Annotated in this window: 25 protein-coding genes; 10 read left to right on the top strand and 15 right to left on the bottom strand. The window is 71.0% G+C overall.

What is annotated here, in order from left to right:
- The 4 genes from H343_RS0126275 (at nucleotide 1) to H343_RS0126260 (ending at nucleotide 3,588) form a co-directional block, all read left to right on the top strand.
- Nucleotides 1–945, top strand: coding sequence for a F0F1 ATP synthase subunit gamma (locus tag H343_RS0126275; RefSeq protein WP_028433565.1), 945 nt, complete (start codon nucleotides 1–3; stop codon nucleotides 943–945).
- Between the two features lie 2 nt (nucleotides 946–947).
- Nucleotides 948–2,390, top strand: coding sequence for a F0F1 ATP synthase subunit beta (gene atpD / locus H343_RS0126270; RefSeq protein ID WP_028433564.1), 1,443 nt, complete (start codon nucleotides 948–950; stop codon nucleotides 2,388–2,390).
- 105 nt (nucleotides 2,391–2,495) lie between these two features.
- Complete coding sequence (locus H343_RS0126265) at nucleotides 2,496–2,876, top strand: F0F1 ATP synthase subunit epsilon (RefSeq protein WP_028433563.1); 381 nt, start codon at nucleotides 2,496–2,498, stop codon at nucleotides 2,874–2,876.
- Between the two features lie 187 nt (nucleotides 2,877–3,063).
- The gene (locus H343_RS0126260) at nucleotides 3,064–3,588 is read left to right on the top strand and encodes a DUF2550 domain-containing protein (RefSeq protein ID WP_028433562.1); all 525 of its coding nucleotides are present in this window, start codon (nucleotides 3,064–3,066) and stop codon (nucleotides 3,586–3,588) included.
- Nucleotides 3,589–3,744: 156 nt separating this feature from the next.
- Here the strand turns inward: H343_RS0126260 and H343_RS0126255 are convergent, their stop codons facing one another.
- From H343_RS0126255 to H343_RS0126245, 3 genes are all read right to left on the bottom strand, one after another.
- Nucleotides 3,745–4,668 carry an AEC family transporter gene (locus H343_RS0126255; RefSeq protein ID WP_028433561.1) on the bottom strand — a complete coding sequence of 308 codons (924 nt, stop codon included), beginning with the start codon at nucleotides 4,666–4,668 and terminating at the stop codon, nucleotides 3,745–3,747.
- A 109-nt stretch (nucleotides 4,669–4,777) separates the two neighbouring features.
- Nucleotides 4,778–5,455 (bottom strand): response regulator transcription factor, encoded by a 678-nt coding sequence (locus H343_RS0126250; RefSeq protein ID WP_028433560.1) that lies wholly within the window; start codon nucleotides 5,453–5,455, stop codon nucleotides 4,778–4,780.
- On the bottom strand, nucleotides 5,452–6,759 hold the full coding sequence (locus H343_RS0126245; protein WP_051266095.1) for a histidine kinase: 1,308 nt from the start codon (nucleotides 6,757–6,759) through the stop codon (nucleotides 5,452–5,454). The genes H343_RS0126250 and H343_RS0126245 overlap by 4 nt, the downstream gene beginning before the upstream one ends.
- Before the next feature lie 293 nt (nucleotides 6,760–7,052).
- On the opposite strand from H343_RS0126245, the gene H343_RS32955 reads away from it, so the two are divergent.
- Nucleotides 7,053–7,685 carry a hypothetical protein gene (locus H343_RS32955; RefSeq protein WP_078506116.1) on the top strand — a complete coding sequence of 211 codons (633 nt, stop codon included), beginning with the start codon at nucleotides 7,053–7,055 and terminating at the stop codon, nucleotides 7,683–7,685.
- A 93-nt stretch (nucleotides 7,686–7,778) separates the two neighbouring features.
- Here H343_RS32955 and H343_RS32950 read toward each other — a convergent pair whose 3' ends face one another.
- The 5 genes from H343_RS32950 to H343_RS0126215 all read right to left on the bottom strand — a co-directional run bounded on the left by H343_RS32950 (nucleotide 7,779) and on the right by H343_RS0126215 (nucleotide 11,901).
- Nucleotides 7,779–8,039: a hypothetical protein gene (locus H343_RS32950; protein WP_199778999.1), complete on the bottom strand. Its 261-nt coding sequence runs from the start codon at nucleotides 8,037–8,039 to the stop codon at nucleotides 7,779–7,781.
- 51 nt (nucleotides 8,040–8,090) lie between these two features.
- Nucleotides 8,091–9,062: a hypothetical protein gene (locus tag H343_RS36160; RefSeq protein ID WP_051266055.1), complete on the bottom strand. Its 972-nt coding sequence runs from the start codon at nucleotides 9,060–9,062 to the stop codon at nucleotides 8,091–8,093.
- Between the two features lie 161 nt (nucleotides 9,063–9,223).
- On the bottom strand, nucleotides 9,224–9,847 hold the full coding sequence (locus tag H343_RS0126225) for a hypothetical protein (protein ID WP_028433558.1): 624 nt from the start codon (nucleotides 9,845–9,847) through the stop codon (nucleotides 9,224–9,226).
- A gap of 65 nt (nucleotides 9,848–9,912) precedes the next feature.
- Nucleotides 9,913–10,518: a hypothetical protein gene (locus H343_RS32940; RefSeq protein ID WP_037905151.1), complete on the bottom strand. Its 606-nt coding sequence runs from the start codon at nucleotides 10,516–10,518 to the stop codon at nucleotides 9,913–9,915.
- Nucleotides 10,519–11,328: 810 nt separating this feature from the next.
- The gene (locus H343_RS0126215; RefSeq protein WP_028433557.1) at nucleotides 11,329–11,901 is read right to left on the bottom strand and encodes a cob(I)yrinic acid a,c-diamide adenosyltransferase; all 573 of its coding nucleotides are present in this window, start codon (nucleotides 11,899–11,901) and stop codon (nucleotides 11,329–11,331) included.
- A 292-nt stretch (nucleotides 11,902–12,193) separates the two neighbouring features.
- Between H343_RS0126215 and H343_RS0126210 the strand changes: the two genes are divergently transcribed.
- From H343_RS0126210 to H343_RS32935, 3 genes are all read left to right on the top strand, one after another.
- The gene (locus H343_RS0126210) at nucleotides 12,194–13,042 is read left to right on the top strand and encodes a 3-hydroxyacyl-CoA dehydrogenase family protein (protein WP_028433556.1); all 849 of its coding nucleotides are present in this window, start codon (nucleotides 12,194–12,196) and stop codon (nucleotides 13,040–13,042) included.
- 202 nt (nucleotides 13,043–13,244) lie between these two features.
- Entirely contained in the window at nucleotides 13,245–13,577 is a 333-nt protein-coding gene (locus H343_RS0126205; protein ID WP_028433555.1) for an STAS domain-containing protein, read from the top strand.
- A 147-nt stretch (nucleotides 13,578–13,724) separates the two neighbouring features.
- Nucleotides 13,725–16,199: an ATP-binding protein gene (locus H343_RS32935; RefSeq protein ID WP_051266053.1), complete on the top strand. Its 2,475-nt coding sequence runs from the start codon at nucleotides 13,725–13,727 to the stop codon at nucleotides 16,197–16,199.
- A 54-nt stretch (nucleotides 16,200–16,253) separates the two neighbouring features.
- Here H343_RS32935 and H343_RS0126195 read toward each other — a convergent pair whose 3' ends face one another.
- Together H343_RS0126195 and nucS are read right to left on the bottom strand one after the other, a co-directional pair.
- Nucleotides 16,254–17,933 carry an enoyl-CoA hydratase-related protein gene (locus tag H343_RS0126195; protein WP_028433554.1) on the bottom strand — a complete coding sequence of 560 codons (1,680 nt, stop codon included), beginning with the start codon at nucleotides 17,931–17,933 and terminating at the stop codon, nucleotides 16,254–16,256.
- Nucleotides 17,934–18,212: 279 nt separating this feature from the next.
- A complete protein-coding gene (gene nucS, locus H343_RS0126190; RefSeq protein ID WP_028433553.1) occupies nucleotides 18,213–18,884 on the bottom strand; it encodes an endonuclease NucS in 672 nt (223 codons plus the stop codon).
- Between the two features lie 231 nt (nucleotides 18,885–19,115).
- Here nucS and H343_RS0126185 point away from each other — a divergent pair, with 231 nt between their 5' ends.
- The gene (locus H343_RS0126185; RefSeq protein ID WP_028433552.1) at nucleotides 19,116–19,508 is read left to right on the top strand and encodes an SCO5389 family protein; all 393 of its coding nucleotides are present in this window, start codon (nucleotides 19,116–19,118) and stop codon (nucleotides 19,506–19,508) included.
- A 108-nt stretch (nucleotides 19,509–19,616) separates the two neighbouring features.
- Here the strand turns inward: H343_RS0126185 and H343_RS0126180 are convergent, their stop codons facing one another.
- Nucleotides 19,617–20,696 carry an LLM class flavin-dependent oxidoreductase gene (locus tag H343_RS0126180; protein ID WP_028433551.1) on the bottom strand — a complete coding sequence of 360 codons (1,080 nt, stop codon included), beginning with the start codon at nucleotides 20,694–20,696 and terminating at the stop codon, nucleotides 19,617–19,619.
- 215 nt (nucleotides 20,697–20,911) lie between these two features.
- On the opposite strand from H343_RS0126180, the gene H343_RS34590 reads away from it, so the two are divergent.
- A complete protein-coding gene (locus H343_RS34590; protein ID WP_078506115.1) occupies nucleotides 20,912–21,244 on the top strand; it encodes an ATP/GTP-binding protein in 333 nt (110 codons plus the stop codon).
- 225 nt (nucleotides 21,245–21,469) lie between these two features.
- Here H343_RS34590 and H343_RS0126175 read toward each other — a convergent pair whose 3' ends face one another.
- From H343_RS0126175 to H343_RS0126160, 4 genes are all read right to left on the bottom strand, one after another.
- A complete protein-coding gene (locus H343_RS0126175) occupies nucleotides 21,470–22,444 on the bottom strand; it encodes an ABC transporter permease subunit (protein WP_028433550.1) in 975 nt (324 codons plus the stop codon).
- Entirely contained in the window at nucleotides 22,441–23,907 is a 1,467-nt protein-coding gene (locus H343_RS0126170) for an ATP-binding cassette domain-containing protein (protein WP_028433549.1), read from the bottom strand. Before H343_RS0126170 ends, H343_RS0126175 begins: the two co-directional genes overlap by 4 nt.
- Nucleotides 23,908–24,032: 125 nt before the next feature.
- Nucleotides 24,033–24,803, bottom strand: coding sequence for an ABC transporter permease (locus H343_RS0126165; RefSeq protein ID WP_028433548.1), 771 nt, complete (start codon nucleotides 24,801–24,803; stop codon nucleotides 24,033–24,035).
- A 3-nt stretch (nucleotides 24,804–24,806) separates the two neighbouring features.
- Nucleotides 24,807–25,766, bottom strand: coding sequence for an ATP-binding cassette domain-containing protein (locus tag H343_RS0126160; RefSeq protein ID WP_028433547.1), 960 nt, complete (start codon nucleotides 25,764–25,766; stop codon nucleotides 24,807–24,809).
- Between the last annotated feature and the right edge of the window lie 157 nt (nucleotides 25,767–25,923).

Here is a 25,923-nt window from a genome sequence, read left to right as displayed (position 1 = left end):
ATGGGCGCTCAGACCAGGGTCTACAAGCGGCGGATCAAGTCCGTCTCCGCGACCAAGAAGATCACCAAGGCGATGGAGATGATCGCCGCCTCGCGCATCGTCAAGGCGCAGCGCAGGGTGGCGGCCTCCGAGCCGTACGCGACCGAGCTCACCCGTGCGGTGACCCAGGTCGCCACCGGCTCGAACGTCGACCACGCGCTCACCACCGAGGTGGAGAACCCGACCCGGGCCGCGGTACTGCTCATCGTGAGCGACCGCGGTCTGGCGGGCGGCTACAACTCCAACGCCATCAAGGCGGCCGACCAGCTGACCAACCGGCTGATCGGGGAGGGCAAGCAGGTCGTCAACTACATCGTGGGCACCCGCGGTGTGACGTACTACCGCTTCCGTGAGCGTGTGATCGAGAAGTCCTGGAACGGCTTCACGGACAACCCCACCTACGCGGACGCCAAGGAGGTGGCCGCACCGCTGATCGAGGCGATCCAGGCGGACACCGGCGCCGCGAACGGCGTGGACGAACTCCACATCGTCTACACCGAGTTCGTCTCGATGATGACGCAGACCCCGGTGCAGAACCGGATGCTTCCGCTCAGTCTGAAGTCCACGGCGGAGGAGTCGGCGGAGGTCATCGAGGACCACATCAAGAAGGGTCCGCAGATCCGTCCGCTCTACGACTTCGAGCCGTCGGCGGAGGAGGTGCTCGACGCGCTGCTGCCGCGGTACGTCGAGAGCCGCATCTACAACGCGCTGTTGCAGGCCGCCGCTTCGAAGCACGCCGCCACGCGCCGTGCGATGAAGTCGGCGACGGACAACGCCGAAGACCTCATCAAGTCGCTGACGCGGCTTGCCAACGCGGCCCGCCAGGCCGACATCACCCAGGAAATCAGCGAGATCGTCGGTGGCGCGAGCGCGCTGGCTGACGCTTCTGCGGGGAGTGACCGCTAACCATGACCACTACTGTTGAGCAGGCCACGGCGGCGGGCCGCGTCGCACGGGTCATCGGCCCGGTCGTCGATGTGGAATTCCCCGTCGACACGATGCCGGACATCTACAACGCGCTGACCGTCGAGATCGCCGACCCGGCCGAGGACGGCAAGAAGAAGATCCTCACCCTCGAGGTCGCCCAGCACCTCGGCGAGGGCGTCGTGCGCGCCATCGCGATGGAGCCCACCGACGGTCTCGTCCGTCAGGCCGAGGTCACCGACACCGGCAACGGCATCACCGTTCCCGTCGGCGACGTCACCAAGGGCCGGGTCTTCAACACCCTCGGCAAGATCCTGAACGACCCGGAGGCCGAGTCCGAGGTCACCGAGCGCTGGCCCATCCACCGCAAGGCCCCCGCCTTCGACCAGCTCGAGTCCAAGACCGAGATGTTCGAGACCGGCCTGAAGGTCGTCGACCTGCTGACCCCGTACGTCAAGGGCGGCAAGATCGGTCTGTTCGGCGGCGCGGGTGTCGGCAAGACCGTCCTCATCCAGGAAATGATCATGCGTGTGGCGAAGCTGCACGAGGGCGTTTCCGTCTTCGCGGGTGTCGGCGAGCGTACGCGTGAGGGCAACGACCTCATCGACGAGATGACCGAGTCGGGCGTTCTCCCGCAGACCGCGCTGGTCTTCGGCCAGATGGACGAGCCGCCGGGCACCCGTCTGCGGGTCGCGCTGGCCGGTTTGACCATGGCGGAGTACTTCCGCGATGTGCAGAACCAGGACGTTCTGTTCTTCATCGACAACATCTTCCGCTTCACCCAGGCCGGCTCCGAGGTCTCCACGCTGCTGGGCCGCATGCCCTCCGCCGTGGGTTACCAGCCGAACCTTGCGGACGAGATGGGTGTGCTCCAGGAGCGCATCACCTCCACCCGCGGCCACTCGATCACCTCGATGCAGGCGATCTACGTGCCCGCGGACGACCTGACGGACCCGGCCCCGGCGACGACCTTCGCGCACCTCGACGCGACGACCGTGCTGTCGCGGCCGATCTCGGAGAAGGGCATCTACCCGGCGGTCGACCCGCTGGACTCGACGTCCCGCATCCTGGACCCGCGTTACATCTCGCAGGACCACTACGACTGCGCGCAGCGCGTCATCGGAATCCTGCAGAAGTACAAGGACCTCCAGGACATCATCTCGATTCTCGGCATCGACGAGCTGAGCGAGGAGGACAAGCTCACCGTCAGCCGTGCCCGCCGTATCGAGCGCTTCCTGTCGCAGAACACCCACGCGGCGAAGCAGTTCACCGGGCTGGACGGATCGGACGTGCCGCTGGACGAGTCGATCGCCGCGTTCAACGCGATCGCCGACGGCGACTACGACCACTTCCCCGAGCAGGCGTTCTTCATGTGCGGTGGCCTGGAGGACCTCAAGGCCAAGGCCAAGGACCTCGGCGTCTCCTGACGCCGGGGCCGCCCGTCGGCCGGCGGGGTCGGCGGGGGCACAGCCCTCCTGTCCGCCCCCGCCGCCGCACCCCTTATCCTTTTCCTAACCTACGAAGGAGCCACTGTGGCTGAGCTGCACGTCGAGTTGGTCGCCGCGGACCGCAGGGTCTGGTCGGGCGAGGCCAGCCTGGTCGTCGCGCGCACCACTTCGGGCGACATCGGCGTCATGCCCGGCCACCAGCCGCTGCTCGGCGTGCTGGAGGCGGGCTCTGTCACCATCCGCACGACTGGTGAGAGCGGTGGGGGTGTCGTCGTCGCCGCCGTGCACGGTGGGTTCCTCTCCTTCGCGGACGACAAGCTGTCGCTCCTCGCGGAGGTCGCGGAGCTTTCCGAGGAGATCGACGTCGAGCGGGCCGAGCGGGCGCTGGAGCGGGCGAAGGCGGAGACCGACGCCGCCGCCGAGCGCCGCGCGGACGTCCGTCTGCGAGCGGTGGCGGTCCGCTGAGGCGGCCTGCACCGGGCGTGAGGCCTGGCACGACAGGTACGAGGGTCAGCCGCGGGCTGCTCCGGGTCACCCCGGAGCGGTCCGCGGCTGAACCCATACAGAGGGGGCTGCGAGATCCACGAGATCCCGCGGCTTCGCGGGCACCGCGTCATCCGCGGTACGAGAGAGTGCGAGGAGGTCGGTGATGATGGTCCTCGCTCTGTCCCTGTGCGGCGCGGCCCTGCTGCTGGCGCTGGCGGGGCTTTTCGCTTTCGGGGTGCGCCGCCGTCTGCTCCAGCGCTCCGGTGGCACCTTCGACTGCAATCTGCGCTGGGACGCGCCGCCGCCCGTACTCCCCGACGAGGACGGGTCCGAGGCCGGGCCCGAGGACGCGAGCCGGCCTCAGGACCGGCCGCGCGCCGCCCACGAGCAGGGCGGCGGCAAGGGATGGGCGTACGGCATCGCCCGCTACAACGGTGACCAGATCGAGTGGTTCCGGGTCTTCTCGTACGCTCCCCGCCCCCGCCGCTTTCTGGAGCGGAACCGTATCGAGGTGCTCCAGCGCCGTCATCCGGAGGGCGAGGAGGAGCTGGCGCTCCTGGCGGACGCGGTGATCCTCGCCTGCTCGCTGCACGGCATCCGCGTCGAGCTCGCCATGAGCGATGACGCGCTCACCGGGTTCCTCGCCTGGCTGGAGGCCGCACCGCCCGGCCAGCGCGTCAACGTCGCCTGAGACCGGCGCCGACCACGGCCCCTCCCGCCGGCCACCTTCTTCTGTCGGCCACTCCCTTCCGCGGACAGGCTCCTTCCCGGGGACCGGCTCCCTCTCGCGGACAGAGCCGCCCGGGTGAACCGGGCCGCCCCTGCGGAAGGGGCGTCGCCCGCCCCTTCAGCCGAGCAGCGCCGCGACCACGACCAGCACCGGCGCCGCCGCCAGCGTGGAGAGCAGGATCGACTCGCGGGCCAGCCGTGTGCCCACGTCGTAGCGTGAGGCGTAGGTGAAGAGGTTCTGCGCCGAGGGAAGTGCCGAGGTCACCACCACGGCGAAGAGCGCGGCCCCGGACAGGTCGAAGACACCCGCGCCTATCGCCCAGGCCACCAGCGGCTGCCCCACCGCCTTGCACACCACCGCCAGTACGACCGGCAGCCGTTCGTGCTCGCGTGAGAGGACGGCGCTGCCGCGCAGGGACATTCCGAACGCGAGCAGTACGGCCGGCACCGACATCGCGCCCACCAGATGGAACGGCTCCAGGACGGGTCCGGGGAGCGTACGCCCCGTCGCCGCCACCGTGACGCCCGCCAGCGAACCGATGACGACCGGATTGCGGAACGGCGTCGTCAGCCGGTGAAAGGTTCCCTTGCGGCCCGTTCGCGCCGAGAACACATCCAGGGCCGTCAGCGCCACCGGTGAGACCACGAGCTGCTGGAAGAGGATCACCGGGGCGACCAGCGAGGCGTCGCCCAGGACGTAGGCGGCGATGGGGATGCCGAGGTTGCCCGCGTTGACGTAGCTGGCGCACAGCGCCCCGACCGTCGTCTCGCCCGGCGGCCACCGCCGCAGCGCGGCCACTCCCGCGTAGAGAGCCGCCATGGCGAAGGTGCTGAGGGCCGTGATCAGCAGCGGGCCGGACAGGAGCAGGGAAAGGTCGGTCTTGGCCAGGGTCTCGAAGAGGAGGGCCGGGGTGGCGACGTGGAAGGCGAGCTTGGTGAGGACTTTCGGCCCGTTCTCCCCGAGGAGCCCGCGGCGGCCCAGCACATAGCCGGTGGCGATGATGCATGTGATGACCGCGAAGCCCGTGATCACTCCACCCATGGCGGATCACTTCGCGTCTCCACGGCAACCGGATGCATGGACCAATTGTCCGCACACGTGTGCGCATACCTGTGAGCGGGGCACCGTTCACGGGCCGCCGGGCGGAGCGTCAGCCCTCGACGATGTCCAACTCCTGCGCGAGGACGGCGGCTTGAGTACGGCTGCGCAGGCCGAGCTTCGCGAGCAGGCGGCTGACATGCGTCTTCACCGTCGCCTTCGCCATGCCCAGCCGCTGTGCGGTCTCCGCGTTCGAGAGCCCCTCGCCCAGAGCGCCCAGCACCTCCAGCTCGCGGCGCGTCAGCTCCTCCAGCCCCGGGGGCGCTCCCGCGCGCGCGGGGCCGGAGCGCCCGCCAGGGCGGGGACGTGCGAACTCCGCGATCAGGCGGCGCGTCACGGCCGGAGCGATCATCCCCTCGCCCCGCGCCACTGTCCGCACGGCTTCGACGACCTCGGCTGCTTCGCTGTCCTTGAGGAGGAAGCCCGAGGCGCCGGCGCGCAGAGCCCCGAAGACGTACTCGTCGAGGTCGAAGGTGGTCAGCACCAGTACGTCGGCGAGGCCCTCCCCGGTGATCCGCTCCGTGGCGGTGACACCGTCGAGGCGGGGCATCTGGACGTCCATCAGCACGACATGCGGGCGCAGCTCCCGCGCGAGCCGCACCGCCTCCTCGCCGTCTCCGGCCTCGCCGGCGACCTCGATGCCGGGAGCGCCGCGCAGGATCAGGACGAGCCCTGCCCGTACGGCGTGCTGGTCCTCCGCGATGAGCACGCGGACGGCACCCTCCGTCACCGGGACACCCCCTCCTCGACGGGCAGTTCGGCCCGCACCTCCCAGACCTTCGCGCCGCCCGGGACGTCCGCGGGGCCGGCGTGCAGTGTGCCGCCCAGCAGCTCGGCGCGTTCGCGCATGCCGATGAGTCCGGAGCCGGAGCCGGGTGCGCGCGGCCCGTCGGTGCCGCGGCTGCCGGCGAGCGGACTGGTGACGCGGACCGTGAGCGGCCCGGGGACGTGCGCTCGGCGCACCTCGACGGTGACGTCCCCCGAGCCCGAGTGCTTGAGGGCGTTGGTCACCGACTCCTGTACGACGCGGTAGGCCGCGAGTTCGACGGGCGCGGGCAGCGGGGGTGCCCCGGGAGCACGCGCGTCGTGCAGCGTGAATTCGAGCCCCGTCTTCTCGCCGCCCGCGCCCGCCCGCTCGATCAGGGCGTCGAGCCCGGCCAGGGTCGGGGAGGTGGCGGGCTGCTCAGGCTCACCGGAGGCGTCGCGGAGCAGCCCGATGAGGCGGCGCATCTCGGCCAGTCCCTGCACGCTGTTCTCCCGGATGACGCCGAGCGCCTCCCGGGTGGCCGTGCCGTGGCGGTCGGCGGGGGTGGTGCCGTCCCCGCCGGTCGTGCCCTCCCGCTGCCGGCCCTCGCCCATGGAGAGGGCGGCGGTGGAATGGATCGCGATGGCGGAGAGGTGGTTGGCGACCAGATCGTGCAACTCGCGTGCCATACGGGCGCGTTCGGCCGTCACGGCCTGGACCCTGTCCATCTCGGCCAGCAGCGCGGTCTGCTCGGCGCGCAGCCGCTCCGCCGCGACGGTGTTGCGGTGATCGCGGATGATCACGCCCGTCCACGCCGGTGCGACGGTGATGCCCGCGCAGAAGAAGCCCAGCAGCAGCGTCTCAGGAGCACGGAGGACCGCCAACAGGCCCAGCGTCACGGTCACACTCACGGCGACGCTCACCGGGAGAACGGCACGGGAGACGCGTGCCGGCCCGTACAGCACGGCCGCGTACACGATGTCGCTGAAGACGATGACCGTCGACAGCAGCGACCCCGTCATGAGGTCACCCGCCAGCGCGACGAGGGCCACCGCGAGCGCCCATGGCTGCGCGGAGCGGCGGACGAGCGCGGTGAGGCACATGACGGCCAGCGGCAGCAGCACCCAGGCACCGAACCGGCGGCCCGTGCCCGGGTTGTTGTAGAGGCCGAGCCGCCACAGGATCAGCCCCCCGACCAGCCCCGCGAGAGCCACCAGCAGGCCGGTGCGGTCGGGGCGCGGCAACGCCGGCAGGCGCGCTGCACGCGCCGCCCCGCGCAGCAGGTGCATCGGGTGCGGCACGCGCGTGAGCGGGAGGGCACGCACGGGCTGTGCACGCTCAGGCCGGTGCGCGGCCGCCGGACCGCTCGTCGCAGCCGGCGGGCCTGACAGGGATCGCATGCCTCCATCTCAGCACGGAGCGCGGACAGGGGCGTCGCCTCGGGGAACCAGGCGGCACGCCCGCGCACTACATCGAAGGATGCAGTGCGGCAGCACACGGATCGTCGCTGGTGAGGACGTGCGTGGGCCGTCCGCCTGGGAGCGTGGAGCAACGATCAGGACCGGATGAAGGAGGGGGCGGCGTGATCGTCACGCTGATCATCATCTGCGAGGTCGGCTTCTGGGTGCTGCTCGCCGGAGGGCTCGCCCTGCGCTACGGCGCGAAGGCGCCCAGGGCGGGAGCTGCCGTGCTGCTGTGCGAGCCCCTGCTGGAGGTCGTGCTGCTCGTCGTGACCGCCGTCGACCTGCGGAACGGCGCGGAGCCCGACTGGAAGCACGGCCTGGCCGCCGTCTACATCGGGTTCACCGCCACCCACGGCCACTACATGATCAAGTGGGCGGACGGGCACTTCCTCCACCGCTTCGCGGGCGGACCGGCGCCTGCCCGGCCGCCCCGTCACGGCATGGCGCGGGCCGTGCACGAGTGGAAGATGGCCGCGCGGGCCGTCGGCGCGGCGGCGATCGCAGCCGCCCTGCTGCAGCTGGCCGTCTGGTACGTGGACGACGCGGGGCAGAGCGAGTCGCTGCACATGTGGCAGCTGAAGATGGTGTGGGTCACGGGCATCAGCCTGGTCGTCGCGCTGAGCTACACGGTCTGGCCGAAGCAGCCGAAGCAGCCGAAGCAGCCGGAGAAGCTGGAGGAGCCGCAGAAGGGCGCGTCGCCGGACGAGGGGAGCAGCGGCGACGCTCCGGCGTGGCAGCGCCTCCTGCGATGAGGGGCGCCGCCGGCGGGGAGGGCCGAGGGGTGGGCCGAGGGGGAGGCCCTGCGGGGACGGTGGAGCGCTGCGCGTTCCCCCGTCCCCGCCTCCTCAGCGCTTCCGGGCTCCGGGCTTCCGGGCTCCGGGCTTCCGCGCCTCGTCGTCCTCGCTCCCGCCACGGGGGCGCAGCGCAGTCGCGAGCCGGTAGTCGACGCGCACGTCGTGGTAGTCCGTACCGGCCGCGACACGCTCGGGGAGGTTGGTGCGCTCGCTCGCCGAGACGGATTCCCGTCCGGGTGAGCCGTCGAAGGTCACCTGGGTCTCCGGCTCCTCGGTGAAGCGGAGGCCGTCGGCCTCGACCGACGATGTCACTTCGATGTCAGGGGCGGACGAGTCCGTGCCGCCCTGCCGGGGGCTGCGCTTTCACGGCGGTTCCTCCCGCTTGCGCCGGCGCGGCCGTTCCCGATCCTCGGAGCGGTCGGTGCTCCTGCGGCCGGTGCTTCCCGTGCGCTTCGCCGTACGGCCGGCCGTCTTCCCGGCCTTGCGCACTGTGCGTCCCGACTCGTCGATCGTCTTCCCTGCGCTCTGCCCGACGTCCTCGACGGTGCCGCTCGCGCTCTCGCCGACGTCTTCGGCGGTCTCACCGACGTCCTCGACGGCGCTCCCGGCGCTCTCGCCGACGTCCTTGGCCGTGTCCCCGACGTCACCGACGGCCTTGCCGGCGCCTTTGCCGACGTCCTTGGCCGTCTCACCCGCGCCTTCGCCGACATCGTCGACGGCGCTGCCCGCGCCCTCGCCGACGTCCTCGACGGCCTTGCCGGCGCCTTTGCCGACGTCCTTGACGGTCTCTCCGGCACCCTCGCCGACGTCCTCGACCGCCTTGCCCGCGCCCTGGCCAACTTCCTCGACCGCCGAACTCGCCCCCCGCCCGAGTTCACCGACAGCGTCGCGCGCCCCGCTTCCGAGTTCGCTCGTCGCTTCACCGAGGCCCGAGGTGATCTGCTCCAGGATCTGCGGATTGCGGTCGATGGTGGTCAGCACGCGGCCGACGATCTGGGCGACGTTGTCGAGCCGGACCTTCAGCAGGGCCTGGGCGTCCACACCCTTGATGTCCAGCTGGACCCTGCCGAGCGCCACATCCGCACCCACGTTGAGCTTGAGCATGTCCAGGACCTCTGCCTGCAGCGACACGCGTGCCCGCAGGTCCTCGACCTCCAGATTGATCTCCTCGACGTGCAGTTGCGGCACGTCGAGCAGGACGTCCGGGTCCGGGTGCGGGACCTGCTCGGGCAGGTCGGCGTCCGGCTGGTCGTCGTACCGGTCCTCGGACTGCTCGCCGTAGTCCTCCGTGTCGTAGTCCTCGTTCTCCCGGTCGCGCTCTTCCTCGCTGCCCATGTCGCCCCCAAGGGGTACAAGTGCGTACGAATGCCTCGTCTCCACCGTAAAGCGGATGCCTCATTCGTGCTGAGTGAAGACAGCGGCCCGGCCACGCGAGAGGTGTGTGCGCGGGGCCGGGCGGTGTGGGGGGTGGCTCCTGGGAGGGAAGGGACGCGGCGTCAGGTGCCGCAGTGCTCCTGCTTCTCCTTCTTGGTCATCTTCCGCGTGTGCTGGGTCTTGGTGCTGGGCGCGTCCGGCTTGGGGCCCTTCGCGGTGAAGGGGACGTACCAGATGTAGTGACCGTAGTACTTGTCCTCGAAGTGCATCTCGTAGGTGCCCTGGACCTCTTGCATCGCCGCTTCGCGCGTGATCCACCCGACCTCGCCGGGCTTGACCTCGACGTTCGTCTGCTCCTCCTCGGTGTGGGAGCTCTCCCAGGTGTGCTGGTAGCTCGCCTGGATGGTCACCTTGAAGATGTCGGTGAAGCCGTACTCGGCGGTCATGGAGACGCCCACTGTGTTGGACTCACCGGTCGTGTCCGACCACCCGACGGCTGAACGCTGCATGTCCTTGGTGCAGTTGAAGGCGCTGTCACCGACCTGGTGCGGCTCGCCCATGGAGTCGACGGGTGTGCCGGCGGGGTGGAAGACGCACACGTCGGTGCCGTCGTCGCACTGCTCGAGCAACTCCCTCGTGGTGGGCTGCTCCTCGTCGTCGGCCTGCGCGGCCGTGGGGAAGAGGGCGGTGGCGCCCGCGGTGGTGATGGCGACAGCCAGCATGGACAGCTTCTTGCGGCGGGTCATGGTGTCTCCGGCGAGGGTGGGGGGAAGGCGGGGGTTCCTGGGGCCGTTGCTGCGTGCGTCGCGTCTCAGCTGAAGCTGATGGACTGCGTGCGGTCGTCCATCACGTCACCGATGTCCGGGGTGAGCTCGTCGAAGGGGCCGTCGCGCTCACCGCCGAGTCCGGGCTCGGAGAACAGGTCGAGCGTGCACCTGCCCCACGGCTGCACGGACGAGACCTTGTTCTTCCACTCCTCGTCCAGGTCGACCTGGAAGTCGACGTCGTCCTTGTCCTCGCAGAGCTTGGAGGCGGTGATCGTCAGGGAGCCGCCGCCGTACTCGGTGTCCTTGAAGACGGTCGCAGCGATGATGTCGCCCTCGGCCCGCGTGTCGACGCCGGAGGAGGCGACCGGCTCCTCCCCCTTGCGGGCCTCACTGATCTCGGCGTCCTTGCCGGCGGAGGGGGCGTCGAGGAGGCGTTCGCTGTCGGGCAGGCCGGTCGCCGTCGAGAGGCTCTTGAAGCACTGGGTCTCGCCCGTCCCGGCGTTCAGAGTGCAGTGATTTCCCTGCCCCTTGGCGTCGGCGCCCTCCTCCTCGGAGATGGCTCCGTTCGCCACCGGTACGGCTATGACACCGGCCAGCAGTACCACAGCCGCGACTGTGATCCGTGTGCGCCGTCGTGTGTCGTCGGACATCTGAACTTCAACTCCTCGAATCTCAAGTGCGGTCGGCTGGGTCCGGCGCCGCACCGGATTGATGGTACATACCTGAAAGGAGGAGGAAAGGAGAATTTGAAATCGCCCGGCAGGTGACAGGCGACACAACGGGAAACGCGCTGGTGGGAGCCAGGGAATGCGGACCTCGTGTCCGATTCTCCCGCAGGGGCGGTGCGTTATGGACTGGATTACGCCCGGATCAGGTCTTCCCGGCCGACCTCAACTGCTTTGCATGTACTGTCGCAGCAATGCGGATTGCATCGAAGAAGGGCTCGCTGACCTGCGGTTTCCCTCATCTTGAATTCCCGCTCGGGTTGATTTCTCCGGGAGAATCTCAGGGGAAACTCAAAGCAGCCTTAAAGGGATCTTAAGCAGTGGGGTCCGTAGGTGGAAGCGAATACCGCTCCCTGGTTCCGTGGCGCCGGGGGCGGGTGATCCAAACGTGAGACGGTCCCGCACGGCATGTAAGTCCGACCGCACAGTACGTATGTGCTGACGGCATTCGGCCGGGCCCCGGAACCGCAGGAGCGTGCCCCCGGTTGGAATCGGCCGCGGGGAATCGCGAGCATGCGCGTTCCGGCGTGCGGGGGCGGTGACGCCCGAGCCGTGGACGCCCGCGCGCCGTCCGCCCCCGGGGTGGCGGCCGGGACCGTGCGGCCGCGGTGTTTCAACGGGTGCTGCGCGGCGGGCACTTCCGCGCCGGCCCGGGGCCGACGCGGGGCCGAACGCGGGGCCGACGCGGGGCTCGCCGGAAGGGTCACGGCCCGCCGGGACGGGCCCCGGACGCGGTCAGCGGTTCTCGCCGGGCACCCACATCACGTCGCCGACCTCCTTGTTGGCCGAACGGGCGAGAATGAACAGCAGGTCGGAGAGGCGGTTGAGATAGGTCGCCGTCAGCGCGTTCATAATTTCGGCGTGCTCGTCCAGGGCGGCCCACGTCGCGCGCTCCGCCCGGCGGACGACCGTGCACGCCTGGTGGAGCAGCGCCGCGCCCGGCGTGCCGCCCGGAAGAATGAAGCTGCGCAGCTTCTCCAACTCCTCCAGATGCGCGTCGCAGTCCGTCTCCAGCTTGTCGATGTAGCTCTGCTCGACGCGCAGCGGCGGGAACTCGGGGTCCTCCGCCACCGGCGTGGCAAGGTCGGCGCCCACGTCGAAGAGGTCGTTCTGCACACGCACCAGCACCGTGGTGATCTCCTCGGGCAGGTCGCCGAGCGCGAGGGCGACGCCGATCGCCGCGTTGGCCTCGTTCACGTCCGCGTACGCCGCGATGCGCGTGTCGGTCTTGGCGGTGCGGCTCATGTCTCCCAGTGCGGTGGTGCCCGAGTCGCCGGTACGGGTGTAGATGCGCGTCAGATTGACCATGCGAGCAGACTAAGCGGTCCGGCGCGGATACCGGCCGGCGCCGGCGGGGGCGGATCTGCCGCGGTGTCATGAGCGTCATGAACTGCGCGACACGGCCCGCCGAATGAGACACCGCCACTCGTGGCCGGGTGAACGCGCCGCCGAACTCGGCGAAGCCGCGCGGATCGGACAACGCCGGTGTGAAGTCCGCCATGTGAGACGTGACGCGTGTCTCTTCGTTGCCACAAGATCTTCGTGAGGCGCTAATGTCGCCCAACAGGCGTTGAAGCGAAGGCAAGGTCAGGTGGCAGTCGTGGGGAAGAAGCTCGCCGTCGTCGGTGCCGGGCTCATGGGTTCCGGCATCGCTCAGGTCTCGGCCCAGGCGGGCTGGGACGTGGTCCTGCGTGACGTGACCGGCGAGGCGCTCACCCGCGGCACGGACGGCATCAAGCGCTCGTACGACAAGTTTGTCGGCAAGGGCAAGCTCGAAGCCTCCGCCGCCCAGGACGCGCTGCAGCGCATCACCACGACCACCGACCTGGACGCCGCCGCGGACGCGGACGTCGTCGTCGAGGCCGTCTTCGAGAAGATCGAGGTCAAGCGCGAGATCTTCGGCAGGCTCGACACGCTGGTGAAGGACGGGACGATCCTCGCCTCCAACACCTCCGCCATTCCGATCACCAAGATCGCCGCTGCCACCGAGCGCCCTGAACGGGTCGTCGGTACGCACTTCTTCTCGCCCGTTCCGATGATGGCGCTGTGCGAACTCGTACGCGGGCACCGGACGAGTGACGAAACCCTGGCCACCGCACGTGAGTTCGCCGAGTCCATCGGCAAGACCTGTGTCGTCGTCAACCGCGACGTGGCGGGCTTCGTCACCACACGCCTCATCTCCGCTCTCGTCGTCGAAGCGGCGAAGCTCCAGGAGTCCGGTGTGGCCACCGCCGAAGACATCGACACGGCCTGCAAGCTGGGCTTCGGCCACGCCATGGGGCCGCTGGCGACGGCTGACCTCACGGGCGTCGACATCCTGCTGCACGCCAGCGAGAACATCTACGCGGAGTCGCAGGACCCGAAATTCGCCCCTCCGGAGTCGATGCGCAGGATGGTCGACGCGGGGGACATCGGCCGCAAGAGCGGCCGCGGTTACTACGAGCACTGACGGCACGGCCGCACACCCGCGGAAGAAACACGACAGCGACAACCCCCGCGAGGGATACGGAGTTCACCCACGGCTTCGCCCGCGAGGGTGAACTCCGTATCGGTTCGGGCACGGACGGCAACCAGACGGCGCCGGATGAAGTCAGTTGCAGTGAGACATTCAGACGTAAAGGTACGTGGAGCAGCCAACACCGGGAGCAGCTATGCATATCAGGGGCGACCACGCCGAGCTGGCCGTCGGGGGTCGCCTCGACGTCCGGAGCGCGGCGGACGCCCGTACGGTCCTGCACTCCGCCGTCGACTCCGGCGACGGCGATCTCGTGCTGGACCTGGCCGGACTCGACTCGTGGGACGCGACCGGGCTGGGCGTCATCATGGGAGCGCACCGCAGAGCGGGCCGCTGCGGCCGCAGGCTCGTGCTGCGCGACGTACCGCCGCAGATGCAGCGGCTGTTGGTGGCCACCCGGTTGCACCGCATCCTCGCCATCGAGGGCGGGCCCCCGGCGGCAGAGGCGCAGATCCTCACCAAGCCTTGACGTGACGGGGCGGTTCAGCTCACGCGTGCTTGGTAATACTGTGCCGGGAGCAGCGCCCCGGTACTGCCGTTCGCGTCGACCTGCGACGGGAGAAGCCGACGACGGCGGGGCGTGCTGCTCGTTCCACAGCTACTGGGGGCATCCACCATGGTCCAGCACGACAGCACGCAGCACGGCGGTGAGCGCAACGGAGGCGGCAGCGGCCCTGCCGCCGCCACCGGCCCGGTGCGGGTCGTCGCGGGCGCCCACGTGCTCACCGTCAACCCTGTCGACGGCAGCGAGATCGAGCCGTGCCCGTCGGGTGAACAGCCCGGCGAGCCCCGGAAGCTGACACCCGGTGAACGTCCCGCGCAGGGCTCCGCCGCCGTCCCCGAGGGCGGCACCCCGGGGGGCACCCACCACATACCCGTGCTGGAGCGCGACGAGGAGCGCGACTCGCTGGCCCGGCAGCTCGCGCGTGGACGTTCCATACGGCTGACCGGGCCGTCCGGCTCCGGGCGTAGCACCCTGCTGGACGCCGTCGCCGATGATGTCGCCGGGCTCGCCCCCGACGGTGTGGTGCGGCTGAGCGGATACCACCGCACGTCCGCGGACCTGCTGCAGGAGCTCTTCACGGCGGTCCACGACGCGCCCGGCCGCCGGCCCTCCGAGGAGGAGGTGCGGACGGCGCTGCACGGCGTCGGTGCTGTCGTCGTCGTGGACGACCTCGAGATCGGGGGCGCGGCCCTCGACGATCTCCTCGACGCCACCCCCGAATGCGCTTTCCTCATGGCGGCCACCCCCGATGTGGCCCCTCCCTCCGCCGACGCCCACGTCGAGGAGGTCCAACTCGCCGGTCTCAGCCGCACAGGCTGCCTCGAACTCCTCGAACACGCCGTGCGGCGCCCGCTGACCAACGAGGAGACGGACGCGGCCGGCGACCTGTGGTTCTCCTCCGAGGACGCGTCCGAGGGACTTCCGCTGCGTTTCGTGCAGGCGGGCGCCGTCCTGCGGAACGGCAGCGCCGACGAGCTGGGCGGGACCGGGGAGGGCGGCAGGATCGCTCTCGTCGCCGAACGGCTCTCCTCCAGCGCGCGCGAGGCGCTGCGCTTCGCCCTCGCCCTGGGCGGTGAACTCCCGCACCACACACAGCTGCCCGCGCTGACCGGCGATCCGCAGGCCGACCGTGCCGTGGCCGAGCTCGCCGGGGCGGGCCTGATCACGGCGGCGGGAGGACACTACCGGCTGGCCGCCGGCGTCGGTGAGGAGCTGCGCGCGGCGGGGTACGCCGACGGTGCCGACGCCCGCGCACTGGCCGCCGCACGCCACTACGGCTGGTGGAGCGGCCACTCCTCGACCGGGCCCGAGAGGGTCCGCGTCGAGGCGGACGCCGTTCTGGCCGCACTGCACGGCGCGCGGCGCGGAGGGAATCCGAGCGCGGCGGTGCTCGTCGCCCGTACGGTCGCCCCGGTGCTCGCCGCGTCACTGCGCTGGGGAGCATGGGAGCGGGCGCTGCGCGGAGGGCAGGAGGCGGCGCGCACGTCGGGCGAGGTCGCGGAAGAGGCGTACTTCCACCATGAGTTGGGGGTCCTCGCGTTCTGCACCGGACAGCCGGAGCGTGCGCACGCGGAGCTGGAGGCGTCCATAGCGCTGCGCGGCGCGCTGGCCGACCAGCGGGGCACCGTGACCGGACGCCGCGCGCTGGTACTTGTCACGGACATGATCGCTGCGGGAGTACAGGGCGCGGACGCACCGGATTCCGGGCCCGGACCGGAGGCCGCCGACAGGACCGGACCCGCGGCTGCCTCGTACGAGGACAGCCCGTCACCGGTGGGCGCCTCCGGGCAGGAGAGCGGCGACGGCGGCGGACCCGGGAGAGAGGGCGACAGGGGAGAGACCGCGGCGACCGTGGCCGCCGTCGCGGCGCACGCCGAGAGCGGACGGACGGGCCGGCGGCTGCCGCGCTTCCCCGGCAACCGCGGGAACATCGCGGCAGCGGGCGCGGGTGTCGTGCTGCTCACCGCGCTCGGCACGATCATGGGGCTGGGCTCCCTGCCGGACGACGGCACCGGCCCTCCCGACAGCGGGAGGCCCGGGTCGTCCTCCGCGCAGCCCGAGGAAGAGGGAGGCGGCCACGCGGGCTCTCCGGGCTCCGGGAGGCCCAAGAGCGACTCGAGCAGCCAGAAGGACCCCAGCACCAGCGAGCCCCCCGAGGAGTCGGCGAGCGAAAGCGGCGCGTCGCCCAGCGAGAGCAGCTCGCAGCCGGACGAGGAGCCGTCCGAGAGCGCGCCGGGCGATTCCGGGGGTGACAACGGCTCCGGGGGTTCCGGCGGTTCCGACAGCGGCGGCACCGACAGCGGCGGCTCGGACGGCGGTACTGACACCGGCGGTTCGGACGGCGGTACGGACGACGGTGGTACGTCGGACGGCGGTACCGATGACGGTGGTACGTCGGACGGCGGCACCGACAGCGGCGGCTCGGACGGCGGTACTGACACCGGCGGTTCGGACGGCGGCACCGATGACGGTGGTACGTCCGACGGCGGTTCCGACAGCGGCGGCACCGGCGGCACCGGCGGCACGTCGGACACGGGCGGCACCGGCAGCCCGAGCCCGACCGGTACGCCCGCGCCCGCCGTCTGAACGGTCACCGGCTGCCGGCCGGCGGCCGCTCTCACCTCACCCGTACGCCCGGCCTCACGTGCCGCCCGCCCCGTCCCCTCCGCTCTCCTTGCGCACGAAGGCACGCCGCAGCGCGTGGTACGGCTCGTCCGGATCGAAGAACTGGCGGCGCATCCGCCCCAGTTCCTCCTCCCGGTAGTCGGCCAGCGGTTTGACCGCCTCGTCCCGTGCGCGTGCCGCGGACTTCGCCGCGAGCCGACGCTGCAGCCCCTCCGAGCGTGCGGCGCCGACGGCTCTGCGGGTGACCTCGCGGGCGAAGTCCCGTGGTTCGGCGGCCAGCAGCCGGTCCACCAGGCCCAGCGCCGCCGCACCGGCGGCGCTCAGCGGCGCGGGCTCCTCCGTCAGGCGCCGGGCCGCGGCCCGGCCCACCCGGCGGGGCAGCGTGCAGGTCCAGTACTCCGAGCCGTACAGGCCCATCGTCCGGTAGTGGGGATTGAGCACGGCCCCCGGACGGCACCACACCTCGTCCGCCGCGAGGGCGAGCATCACCCCGCCCGCCGCGGCGTTCCCGCCGAGCGCCGCGACCGTCAGCCGGTCCGTGGTGCAAAGAACGGCCTCGACCATGTCGTCCATGGCCTGGATGTTGGCCCAGGACTCCTCGGCCGGGTCCGGCGCGGCCTCGATGACGTTCAGATGGATCCCGTTGGAGAAGAAGTCACGGGCGCCGCCGAGGACGAGCACCGACGTCGGGCGGGACAGGGCGAAGCGGTAGGCGGCCAGCAGCCGGCGGCAGTGGAACGTGCTCATCGCGCCGCCCGGGAAGGAGAACCACAGGAAGCCCGCGTCGCCGTGCTGCTCGTATCGGATGTCCGTCCAGGTGTCCCGCGTCGCGGGCATCTCCAGCGGCGCGGGCACCTCGGGCACGGAGGCCAGGCGCCTGCCCAGAGCGTCCGCCGCGGGCCGCTTGAACGTGCGGGGACCGCCCGGAACGCGGCGCGGCCGCAGCTCGGGAATCCACACGGCTCCGTCCCGTGTCGCGCGGCAGACCGCTCCCGCTCGGGTGGCGAGGATCTCTCCCGGTGCGCCCCGCAGTTCGTCCTCGGGACGGCCGCCGTGCAGGAACCACTCGGCCCCGGACAGTTCGTCCAGCACGCCCGGCCGGGAGTCGGCTGCGCGCAGCTTGCGCAGCACGGTCGAGGTCGCGTCGGCGGCCCAGTCGATACGCCGCAGGTCCTGGCCGAAGTACGGGCGGCACACCACCGGAGTGCCCTCGTCCTTCTGGCTGAGCGGTTTGTGACGCCCGGACGCGAAGCGGTCGACGGCAAGCCGTACGGCGGTCATCGCGGCGTCGGCGGCCTCGTTGCGGTAGATGTCGCTCTTGCCGGCGCGGGGCATGCGGAAGGGGACCGTTGCCCAGACGTCTCCGGCGTCCATCTCGGCGTCCGCCTGCAGGACGGTCACCGCCCACTGCCCCGCGCCGGTGTCCACGGCCCAGTCGAGGGCGGAGGGGCCGCGGTCGCCGGGCGGGCCCGGGTGGACGATCAGACAGGTGTACCGGGACCAGATGTCCTCGGGGATGGCCCTCTTGAGCATCGGCGCGACGACGAGTTCGGGGGCGAACCGTCCCACGGCCTCACGCAGCGCCTCGTCCCCGGCGTCGACGGTCACCTCCAACTCGTGCCCGCAGTCGCCGAGTTCGGCGTACACGCGCTGAGTGAGGCTGTTGAACGCACTGGCCACGAGCAGGATACGCACCGCACACCTCCGGGTCCGTGACGCCCGGGCAGCCGCCCGGCGCAGGCAGCCTCGGACGGTATCCCAGCGTTCGGCGCGGCGGCCGGAACCTGGACGGTGTGCGGTGTGCGAGTGCCCCGTACGGCGGTACGAGGCCCTTGGAAGGCCCGCGCGGACACACGTCCGCCGGCGGGAGCCGGCGCACCTGAGAGCGGTGTCGGACGAGCCGCTGTCAGGTGAACATGTGTCAGGTGAACCGGTGCCGGTGCCGGAAACCGGAACCGGAAGGGTGCCGGTGTGTCAGAAGAGCCGGAGCCTGTCGTCCTCGATGCCGCGCAGCGAGTCGTAGTCGAGGGTGACGCAGCCGATGCCGCGGTCGGACGCCAGCACCCGGGCCTGCGGCTTGATCTCCTGCGCCGCGAAGACCCCCTTGACCGGGGCGAGACGGGGGTCGCGGTTGAGGAGTTCGAGGTAGCGCGTGAGCTGCTCGACGCCGTCGATCTCGCCGCGCCGCTTGATCTCGACGGCGACGGTGGTGCCCGTGTCGTCGCGGCCGAGGATGTCCACCGGGCCGATCGCTGTGGGGTACTCGCGGCGGATGAGCGTCCAGCCGTCGCCGAGGGTCTCCATCCGGTCGGCGAGGAGTTCCTGGAGGTGCGCCTCGACGCCGTCCTTGATGAGCCCGGGGTCGGGGCCGAGCTCGTGCGAGGAGTCGTGCAGGACCTCCTCCATGGTGATGATCAATTTCTCGCCCGACTTGTTCTGCACGGTCCATACCGAAGTGCCGCTCTCCTCGGCCTCCTTGACCGTGCACGGCGGTGACATCCAATTGAGAGGTTTGTACGCGCGGTCGTCCGCGTGGACGGAGACCGAGCCGTCGGCCTTGACCAGGATGAGACGAGGGGCAAGGGGGAGGTGGGCCGTGAGCCTGCCGGCGTAGTCGACGGAGCACCGGGCGATGACGAGACGCATGGTCGAGCACGCTACTCGACGCGTCCCCCCGATGCGATTCGCCCCTTGATCACCCCGTTCGACAGTGGCCGGATGTATGCCCATTCGCATGGTGCGGTCACTGTCCGCCCCTTAACGTTAACGATGGGGGGTGTCGCCGTACGGAGTCGCGTGATCACTCGGCGCCGCACGGTTCCCTCCATTCCATCCGGAAGACCCCTCTATCCCCAGGGGTCGCGAGAGGAGAACCCCATGTCGCTCGACGTCTCACCGGCGCTGTTGTCACAGGCCGAGCGGGGCGAAGTCAGCGAAAAGGACTTCGTCGACTGCGTCCGTACTTCCCTGCCCTACGCATGGGAGATGATCGCCTCCCTGGTGGCCAGGCTGAAGGTGGACGGTGGCGAGTTCGCCGACAACCAGACGCCGCCGCCGGACGAGGCCGCACGCGGCCAACTCCTGCGCGCGTTGGCCAGCGATGCGATACGCGGCGCGCTGGAGCGGCACTTCGGTGTGCGGCTCGCGTTCCAGAACTGCCACCGTGTGGCGGTGTTTCCGCTGGACAGTGCCGTGGACGAGAGGCTGTCGCGCTTCACGTCGGTCCGCGGTCAGCTGCTCAACCAGTCGCCCACGCTTCGCGACTGCTGACGTCGCCCGTCGGCTTCCCGGCCGCGCTGCCGCTGCTCCCGTGGGCAGCGGCAGCGTGCTGTCGGGGCGGCTCACCGCACCGCTGCCGGTGTCGGCGACGCCGGCAGGTCAGCAGTGGTCGACCGGTGAGGGAAGCAGCGTCAGGACCTCCTCGCCAAGCCGCTGCACGTTCCGCTCCGTCGCCGCCAGGTCGCCCGTGCCCTCGACGAGCAGAGCGAACCGGCTGATGCCGGTACGCTCCCGCGTCGCGGCGAGCCGGTCGGCGCACAGCTGTGGTGTGCCCACGGGGTGCAGCCTGCACAGCAGTTCGGTGTAGCCGAGCGGGTCGCGCATCGTGCGCTGACGGCCGTCCACCGTCCGGTGAGCGCCGAGTCCTGCGCGGAACCAGCCGGGCATCGCCTTGGTCAGCGACTGGACCGCCTCCTTCGTGCAGTCGCCGACCTGCGCCACCCCGGCGGCCACGTGCAGCGAGTCCGCCTCCTCGATCTCCTGTGCGCCGTGGCCGGCTTCCCGTGCCTCGCGGCGCCACAGGGCGACGGCCTCCGCCTTCTCCTCGTCGTCGCAGTGCATCCCCAGCAGCATCGGCAGAGCGCGGCGCGCGGCGAGGCGTACCGTGCCGGGCGAGGTGCAGGCGACGACGACCGCCGGGCGGTTCTGCCGCGACTGCTCCCCTTCGCCCCCGGCCGGGGGGAAAGGCGTCTCGCACCGGGGCACCACCTCGACCTCGCGGAACTGGTACCGCTCGCCGTCCGTGCCGACGCGCGGCTCCCGCAGCCAGCGCAGCAGCAGGTCCAGTGCTTCGGGGAAGCCGTGCTCGTAGGCGTCCAGCCCGCCGCCGAGGACTTCGAGGTCCACCCAGGGACCGCCGCGGCCGACCCCGAGTGAGAAACGGCCGCCGGAGGTGAGGTGCAGCAGCGCGGCCTGTTCGCCGAGGGCGACGGGATGCGCGTTGGGCAGCACGCTGACGGCGGTTCCGACGCCGATGCGCCTGGTTCGTCCCAGCATCAGGGCCGCCAGGGTCACCGCGGACGGGCAGACGCCGTAGGGGACGAAGTGGTGCTCGGCGAGCCAGACGGAGTCGAGACCCGACCGCTCCGCCAGGTCGCCGGTGCGCAACGCACGGTGCAGCGGTTCAGCCTGACCCTGCCCCGGGAACTGCGCGGCCAGCACGAACGCTCCAACTCGCATGCCCTGCCTTTCTCTTGGTCATCCGGGGCCGCCCCCTCAGGCACTAACGGCTGACACGTGCCAAGGGCACGGCCTGGGCGCGCAATTGTTCCGATGAACGGCACCGGAGGCCAGGGTGTTGCCGTGACCAGGGTCCTTCCCCGCCCGCACTGCGACCGTTCGGGGTGTTTATGGCTACTGTGGTGGCGCCCGGTTCCGAACTGTCGAGGTGCTCCGTGTCCCCGCGTCGTAACCGCCCCCGCGGCGGTGCAGCCAAGCCGTCCCCCGCCGGCCGTCGTGACGACGAACCACCGGCCCGCCACGGCCTGGACCGCACCGAGGAATGGCGGGGCGAGGACTGGGCGGTGCGCCAGGTCAAAGGCACGGCGGGCAAGCGGTACCGGTGCCCCGGATGCGACCAGGAGATCCCGGGCGGGGTGCCGCATGTCGTGGCCTGGCCCCGCACAGGAGACGTCGAGGACCGCCGCCACTGGCACAGGGCGTGCTGGAACGCGCGTGACCGCCGAGGAGCGCGGCTCCAGCGCTCGCGCAACGCGCCGCGCCACTGACCGCCAACGACTCGTCCCCGGCGGGCGTCCCCGCCCCGCCGCGCGTCCCCGTCCTGCCGTGCGCCGCCTTCCCGGAGCCCGCCGGGGTGCGTGCGGACGCCTGTCCGCGACCCCGGGTTCAGCCGTGACGGGCCGGCGGAAGGGCACGGGAGCGGGCCCGAAGGGGTGCGTATGCGCGCGGGGCGGCGGTGCGGCAGAGCGCACCGGCGTCCGCGCGCCTCCGCGTCACACGTCCCGGCGGTTGAGCAGCACGTAGGCCGTGCCCAGCGCGACGACGGTCACCCCGGCCAGCATCCCCAGCAGGGGCCAGCCCGTGGTGTTCTGGTCCTCGGCGGCCATGGGGATGCGGTAGAGCGAGGCCAGGCCGTTGAGCGGCGAGTACTCCATCAGCACCTCCCGTACCTTCTCCAGGGTCTCGCCGACCATGAACAGCGCCATCACCAGCGGCAGCAGGACCAGGCCGAGCATCGCCGTGATCGCCCCGGCCGAGTGCCGCAGCAGCGCGCCCACGGCGAGTGCCAGCAGGCCCAGCAGCGCGACGTAGAGGCCGGCGCCGACGGTGGCGCCGAGCCACTCGCCGCTCCCGGCGACGACCTGGCCGTTCTCGATCGTGCCCGGGAGCGCGTCGGACCGCTCGGCGTACTCGGGGATCTCCTGGTCGCTCAGGAGCGCGGAGTTGATGAGGGCGGTGACCGTGCAGGCCACCGTCGTCATGACGAAGGCCAGCGTGAAGAAGATCAGCGACTTCGCGATCAGGACCCTGCCCCGGTGCGGGCAGGCGGTCATCGTGGTGCGGATCATTCCGGTGCCGTACTCGGAGGTGATCACCAGCACGCCGAGGGTGATGATGCAGATCTGACCGAGCATCAGCCCGAAGAGTCCCGGTGCGAGCAGCGGCATCCCGGTGTACGTGCCGCCGCTGAGCCCCAGAGCGGTGAGCAGTCCGATCCCCACGACGAGGACGAACATGACCCCGAGCGTCCACACCGTCGAGCGCACCGAGCGGATCTTCGTCCACTCCGAGACGATCGCGTGCCCGAGGTGGGTGCGCTTGAGGGGGATGGGGGAGGCGTAGCCGCCGGGGCCGGCCATGGGAGGTCCCTGGGGCGGCGGTGCCGTCGCGGTCACCGGGCCGCCCTGGTGGTGCTGGTACTCCGGGCCCTGGTACGGCCCGTGAGGCTGCTGGTGCGGGGTGGTCATCGGGCGTCGTCCTCGCTGTCGGACCGGGAAGCGTCGGAGGGGGTGGTGGGCGCGGCCGGAGCCGGCGGCGCGGCGGGTGCCTCCGGCGGACTCTGCGGCGGGCTCTGCGCGGGTGGCGGTCCCTGCGGCGAGATTCCCTGCGGCGGGTCCTGCTGCGGCGCGCTCTGCCCGCCCTGGGCGGGCGCGGCGCCGTACGGGCTCTGACCGGCTCCCGGTACGGGCCCCGGCGGAGGACCGAACCCCGCGGGAGCACCCCCGTACGGGCCGCCCTGCGGGGGCATCGCGCCCGGGGGCATCGCGTCCGGGGGCATCGCGTCCGGGGGCATCGCGCCCGGGGGCGGAGCCCCCCATCCGCCGTGCGCGCCCGGGGCAGCCGGCCCCGTGGGCGTCCCCTGTCCCATGGGTGCGCCCTGTGACATGGGTGCGCCCTGTGACATGGGTGCGCCGGGCCCCATGGGTGCGCCGGGTCCCATCGGCGGTCCCTGGCCCACCGGCACCCCGAGCTGCGCCGCGACGTGCTGCTGCTGCAGGCCCGCTCGCTGGTCCGCGGTGGAGCGGTAGTCCACCGCGCCCTGCGTCAGCTGCATGTACGCCTCTTCGAGGGACGCCTGATGGGGTGAGAGCTCCCACAGCCGTACGTCCGCGCCGTGCGCGACGTCGCTGATCCGCGGAAGCGGGACGCCGCTCACCCGCAGCGCCCCGTCCTCCTCCGGCTGTACGTGGCCGCCGGCCTCCTGCAGGGCGGAGGTCAGCTTCTCGCGCTGCTCGGCCTCGCCCTCGGGCGTACGGACGCGCGCGAAGCCCACGGAGTTCTGCGCGATGAACTCCTTGACCGAGGTGTCGGCCATCAGCTGCCCGCGTCCGATGACGATCAGATGCTCGGCGGTCAGGGCCATCTCGCTCATCAGATGCGAGGAGACGAAGACGGTACGTCCCTCGCTCGCGAGCTGCTTCATCAGATTGCGCACCCAGAGGATGCCCTCGGGGTCGAGGCCGTTGACCGGCTCGTCGAAGAGCAGCACCTGCGGATCGCCGAGCAGCGCCGCCGCGATGCCGAGCCGCTGGCCCATGCCGAGCGAGAAGCCGCTGGAGCGCTTCTTGGCGACCTGCTGGAGTCCGACGACGCCCAGCACCTCGTCCACGCGGCGTGCGGGAATGCCCGAGAGCTGCGCCAGCGACAGCAGGTGGCTGCGGGCCGAACGACCGCCGTGCACCGCCTTGGCGTCCAGCAGCGCGCCGACCTGGCGCGGTGCGTTGGGCAGGCCGCGGAACCGGTGGCCCCCGATGGTGACCTGGCCGGCCGACGGTGTGTCCAGACCGAGGATCATCCGCATCGTCGTCGACTTGCCGGAGCCGTTGGGCCCCAGGAAGCCTGTCACCGTTCCGGGCCGCACCTGGAAGGACAGGTTGTAGACGGCCGTCTTGGCGCCGTAGCGCTTCGTGAGGCCGTACGCCTCGATCATCGGTTTTGTCCCTGGACGCAGTTCGGGGCTGCCTCGCCCCCGGACATGGCCTAGGAGGCTACAGGCCCCCGTTCGGTTCCATTCGGTGGCCCGTGCACGCTGCCGGGCCGGTGCGGGGTCCGCCGTCAGGCGTCCCGCCGTTTCAGCACGATCCAGCCGGCGATCAGTGCCGCCACCGTCCAGGCCGCCATGATGGCGAACCCCTCCCACGGCCCGTACGGACGGTCCAGCGCCTCCGGAGACGCGGTCAGGATCGCGCCGCCGGCCTGGTCGGGAAGGTACTGGGCGTACTTCTTCGTCGCGCTCACGGTGCCCAGGACGTTGGAGATCAGGAAGAAGAACGGCATCAGGATGGAGAAGGCCAGCAGCGGACTGCGCAGCACGAAGGTCAGCCCCATGGCGAACAGCGCGATCATCGTCATGTACAGGCCGCCGCCCAGCACCGCACGCAGCACGCCATCGTCCTGGAGGGTGACGCTGCGTTCGCCGAGCAGTGCCTGGCCGACGAAGAAGGCGAGGAAGCTGGTGGCCATCCCGACCACGAGCACCAGCATGCCCGCCACGAACGTCTTGGCCGTGAGGAAGACGCTCCGCTGCGGCACGGCGGCCAGCGAGGTGCGGATCATGCCGGTGCTGTACTCGCCGGAGACGACCAGCACACCGAACGCGATCATCGCGAGCTGTCCGAGGGTCGCACCCGCGAAGCTGGTCTGGGTGGCGTCGAAGGCGAGCTGCTCCTGTTTGCTCAGGTCCTCGAACTGGGACGCGGTGAAGGCGCAGATGAGGGCCGACAGTCCGACCGTCACGGTCATCGCCGTTACCAGCGTCCACAGCGTGGAGCGTACGGAGCGGATCTTGGTCCACTCCGACCGGAGAATCCGGGTGGTGTGCGGCATCTTCTAGCGCCTCCTCCTGCCGGCCTCGCCGGTCTTCTCAGGGCCGGTCTGCGGGCCCTGTTCGTGCGCGTGGTACTCCACGGACTCGGCCGTCAGCTGCATGAACGCCTCCTCCAGCGACGCCTTCTGAGGGCTCAGCTCGTGCAGCACGACCCGGTACCAGGCAGCCAGTTCGCCGATACGGGCGGCGTCGACGCCCTCCACCTGGATCGACCCGTCCTTCTCGAAGACGGGCCGCACGCCGGCGTGGAGCAGGATGTCCCGCATCCGGTCGGGTTCGGGGGTGCGCACACGCACGTACTGGCGTGAGTTCTCGGCGATGAAGTCCGCCATGGAGGTGTCGGCGAGCAGCCTCCCGCGGCCGATGACCACCAAGTGCTCCGCGGTCAGGGCCATTTCGCTCATCAGATGGGAGGAGACGAAGACCGTACGCCCCTCGGAGGCCAGATGCTGCATCAGATTGCGGATCCAGTGGATGCCTTCGGGATCGAGGCCGTTGACCGGCTCGTCGAACATCAGGATCTTGGGATCGCCGAGCAGCGCCCCCGCGATGCCCAGCCGCTGACCCATGCCGAGCGAGAAACCCTTGGGCCGCTTCTTGGCGACCTCGCCGAGGCCGACCAGGTCCAGCACCTGACCGATGCGCTTCTTCGGGATGTTGTTGGACTGCGCCATGCACAGCAGATGGTTGTAAGCGGTACGCCCGCCGTGCACCGCCTTGGCCTCCAGCAGCGCCCCGATGTTGTTGAGGGGATCCCGCAACTGGTCGTAGCGCTTGCCGTCGATACGGATCTCGCCGCTGGTCGGGCTGTCCAGCCCCAGCATCATCCGCATCGTGGTGGACTTGCCCGCGCCGTTGGGGCCGAGGAACCCGGTGACGATGCCGGGGCGCACGCTGAAAGTGAGTCGGTCCACGGCGGTCTTCTCTCCGTACCGCTTGGTCAGCTCGCGCAGCTCAATCATGCGACGACGCTATGCGGGTGCAGGCCCCGCCGCCAGTGGTTCACGGGCTCGGCCGAGGCGGTTTTGCCTGAGGCCGGGCGCACATCCATGCGTTACGGGCGCTCTGTGGCGAGCGGGCCTTAGCGGGACGGACGCACAGGTTCTGGGACGGGACGGA

This window comes from Streptomyces sp. TAA204 (genome assembly GCF_000424965.1).
Note: the sequence above shows the minus strand (reverse complement) of the source record. Positions and strands in the feature narration are given on the sequence as shown.

Excerpts from the sequence above, each read along its gene's own strand:
- H343_RS0126175 (WP_028433550.1), bottom strand. The coding sequence starts at position 22,444 with ATGACCACCCCGCACCAGCAGCCTCACGGGCCGTACCAGGGCCCGGAG.
- H343_RS0126260 (WP_028433562.1), top strand. The coding sequence starts at position 3,064 with ATGGTCCTCGCTCTGTCCCTGTGCGGCGCGGCCCTGCTGCTGGCGCTG.
- H343_RS0126160 (WP_028433547.1), bottom strand. The coding sequence starts at position 25,766 with ATGATTGAGCTGCGCGAGCTGACCAAGCGGTACGGAGAGAAGACCGCC.
- H343_RS36160 (WP_051266055.1), bottom strand. The coding sequence starts at position 9,062 with ATGGGCAGCGAGGAAGAGCGCGACCGGGAGAACGAGGACTACGACACG.
- H343_RS0126165 (WP_028433548.1), bottom strand. The coding sequence starts at position 24,803 with ATGCCGCACACCACCCGGATTCTCCGGTCGGAGTGGACCAAGATCCGC.
- H343_RS0126180 (WP_028433551.1), bottom strand. The coding sequence starts at position 20,696 with ATGCGAGTTGGAGCGTTCGTGCTGGCCGCGCAGTTCCCGGGGCAGGGT.
- H343_RS32940 (WP_037905151.1), bottom strand. The coding sequence starts at position 10,518 with ATGTCCGACGACACACGACGGCGCACACGGATCACAGTCGCGGCTGTG.
- H343_RS0126215 (WP_028433557.1), bottom strand. The coding sequence starts at position 11,901 with ATGGTCAATCTGACGCGCATCTACACCCGTACCGGCGACTCGGGCACC.
- H343_RS0126255 (WP_028433561.1), bottom strand. The coding sequence starts at position 4,668 with ATGGGTGGAGTGATCACGGGCTTCGCGGTCATCACATGCATCATCGCC.
- H343_RS0126245 (WP_051266095.1), bottom strand. The coding sequence starts at position 6,759 with ATGCACCTGCTGCGCGGGGCGGCGCGTGCAGCGCGCCTGCCGGCGTTG.
- H343_RS0126275 (WP_028433565.1), top strand. The coding sequence starts at position 1 with ATGGGCGCTCAGACCAGGGTCTACAAGCGGCGGATCAAGTCCGTCTCC.
- H343_RS0126225 (WP_028433558.1), bottom strand. The coding sequence starts at position 9,847 with ATGACCCGCCGCAAGAAGCTGTCCATGCTGGCTGTCGCCATCACCACC.
- atpD (WP_028433564.1), top strand. The coding sequence starts at position 948 with ATGACCACTACTGTTGAGCAGGCCACGGCGGCGGGCCGCGTCGCACGG.
- H343_RS0126170 (WP_028433549.1), bottom strand. The coding sequence starts at position 23,907 with ATGATCGAGGCGTACGGCCTCACGAAGCGCTACGGCGCCAAGACGGCC.
- H343_RS0126185 (WP_028433552.1), top strand. The coding sequence starts at position 19,116 with ATGTCGCTCGACGTCTCACCGGCGCTGTTGTCACAGGCCGAGCGGGGC.
- nucS (WP_028433553.1), bottom strand. The coding sequence starts at position 18,884 with ATGCGTCTCGTCATCGCCCGGTGCTCCGTCGACTACGCCGGCAGGCTC.
- H343_RS32935 (WP_051266053.1), top strand. The coding sequence starts at position 13,725 with ATGGTCCAGCACGACAGCACGCAGCACGGCGGTGAGCGCAACGGAGGC.
- H343_RS0126205 (WP_028433555.1), top strand. The coding sequence starts at position 13,245 with ATGCATATCAGGGGCGACCACGCCGAGCTGGCCGTCGGGGGTCGCCTC.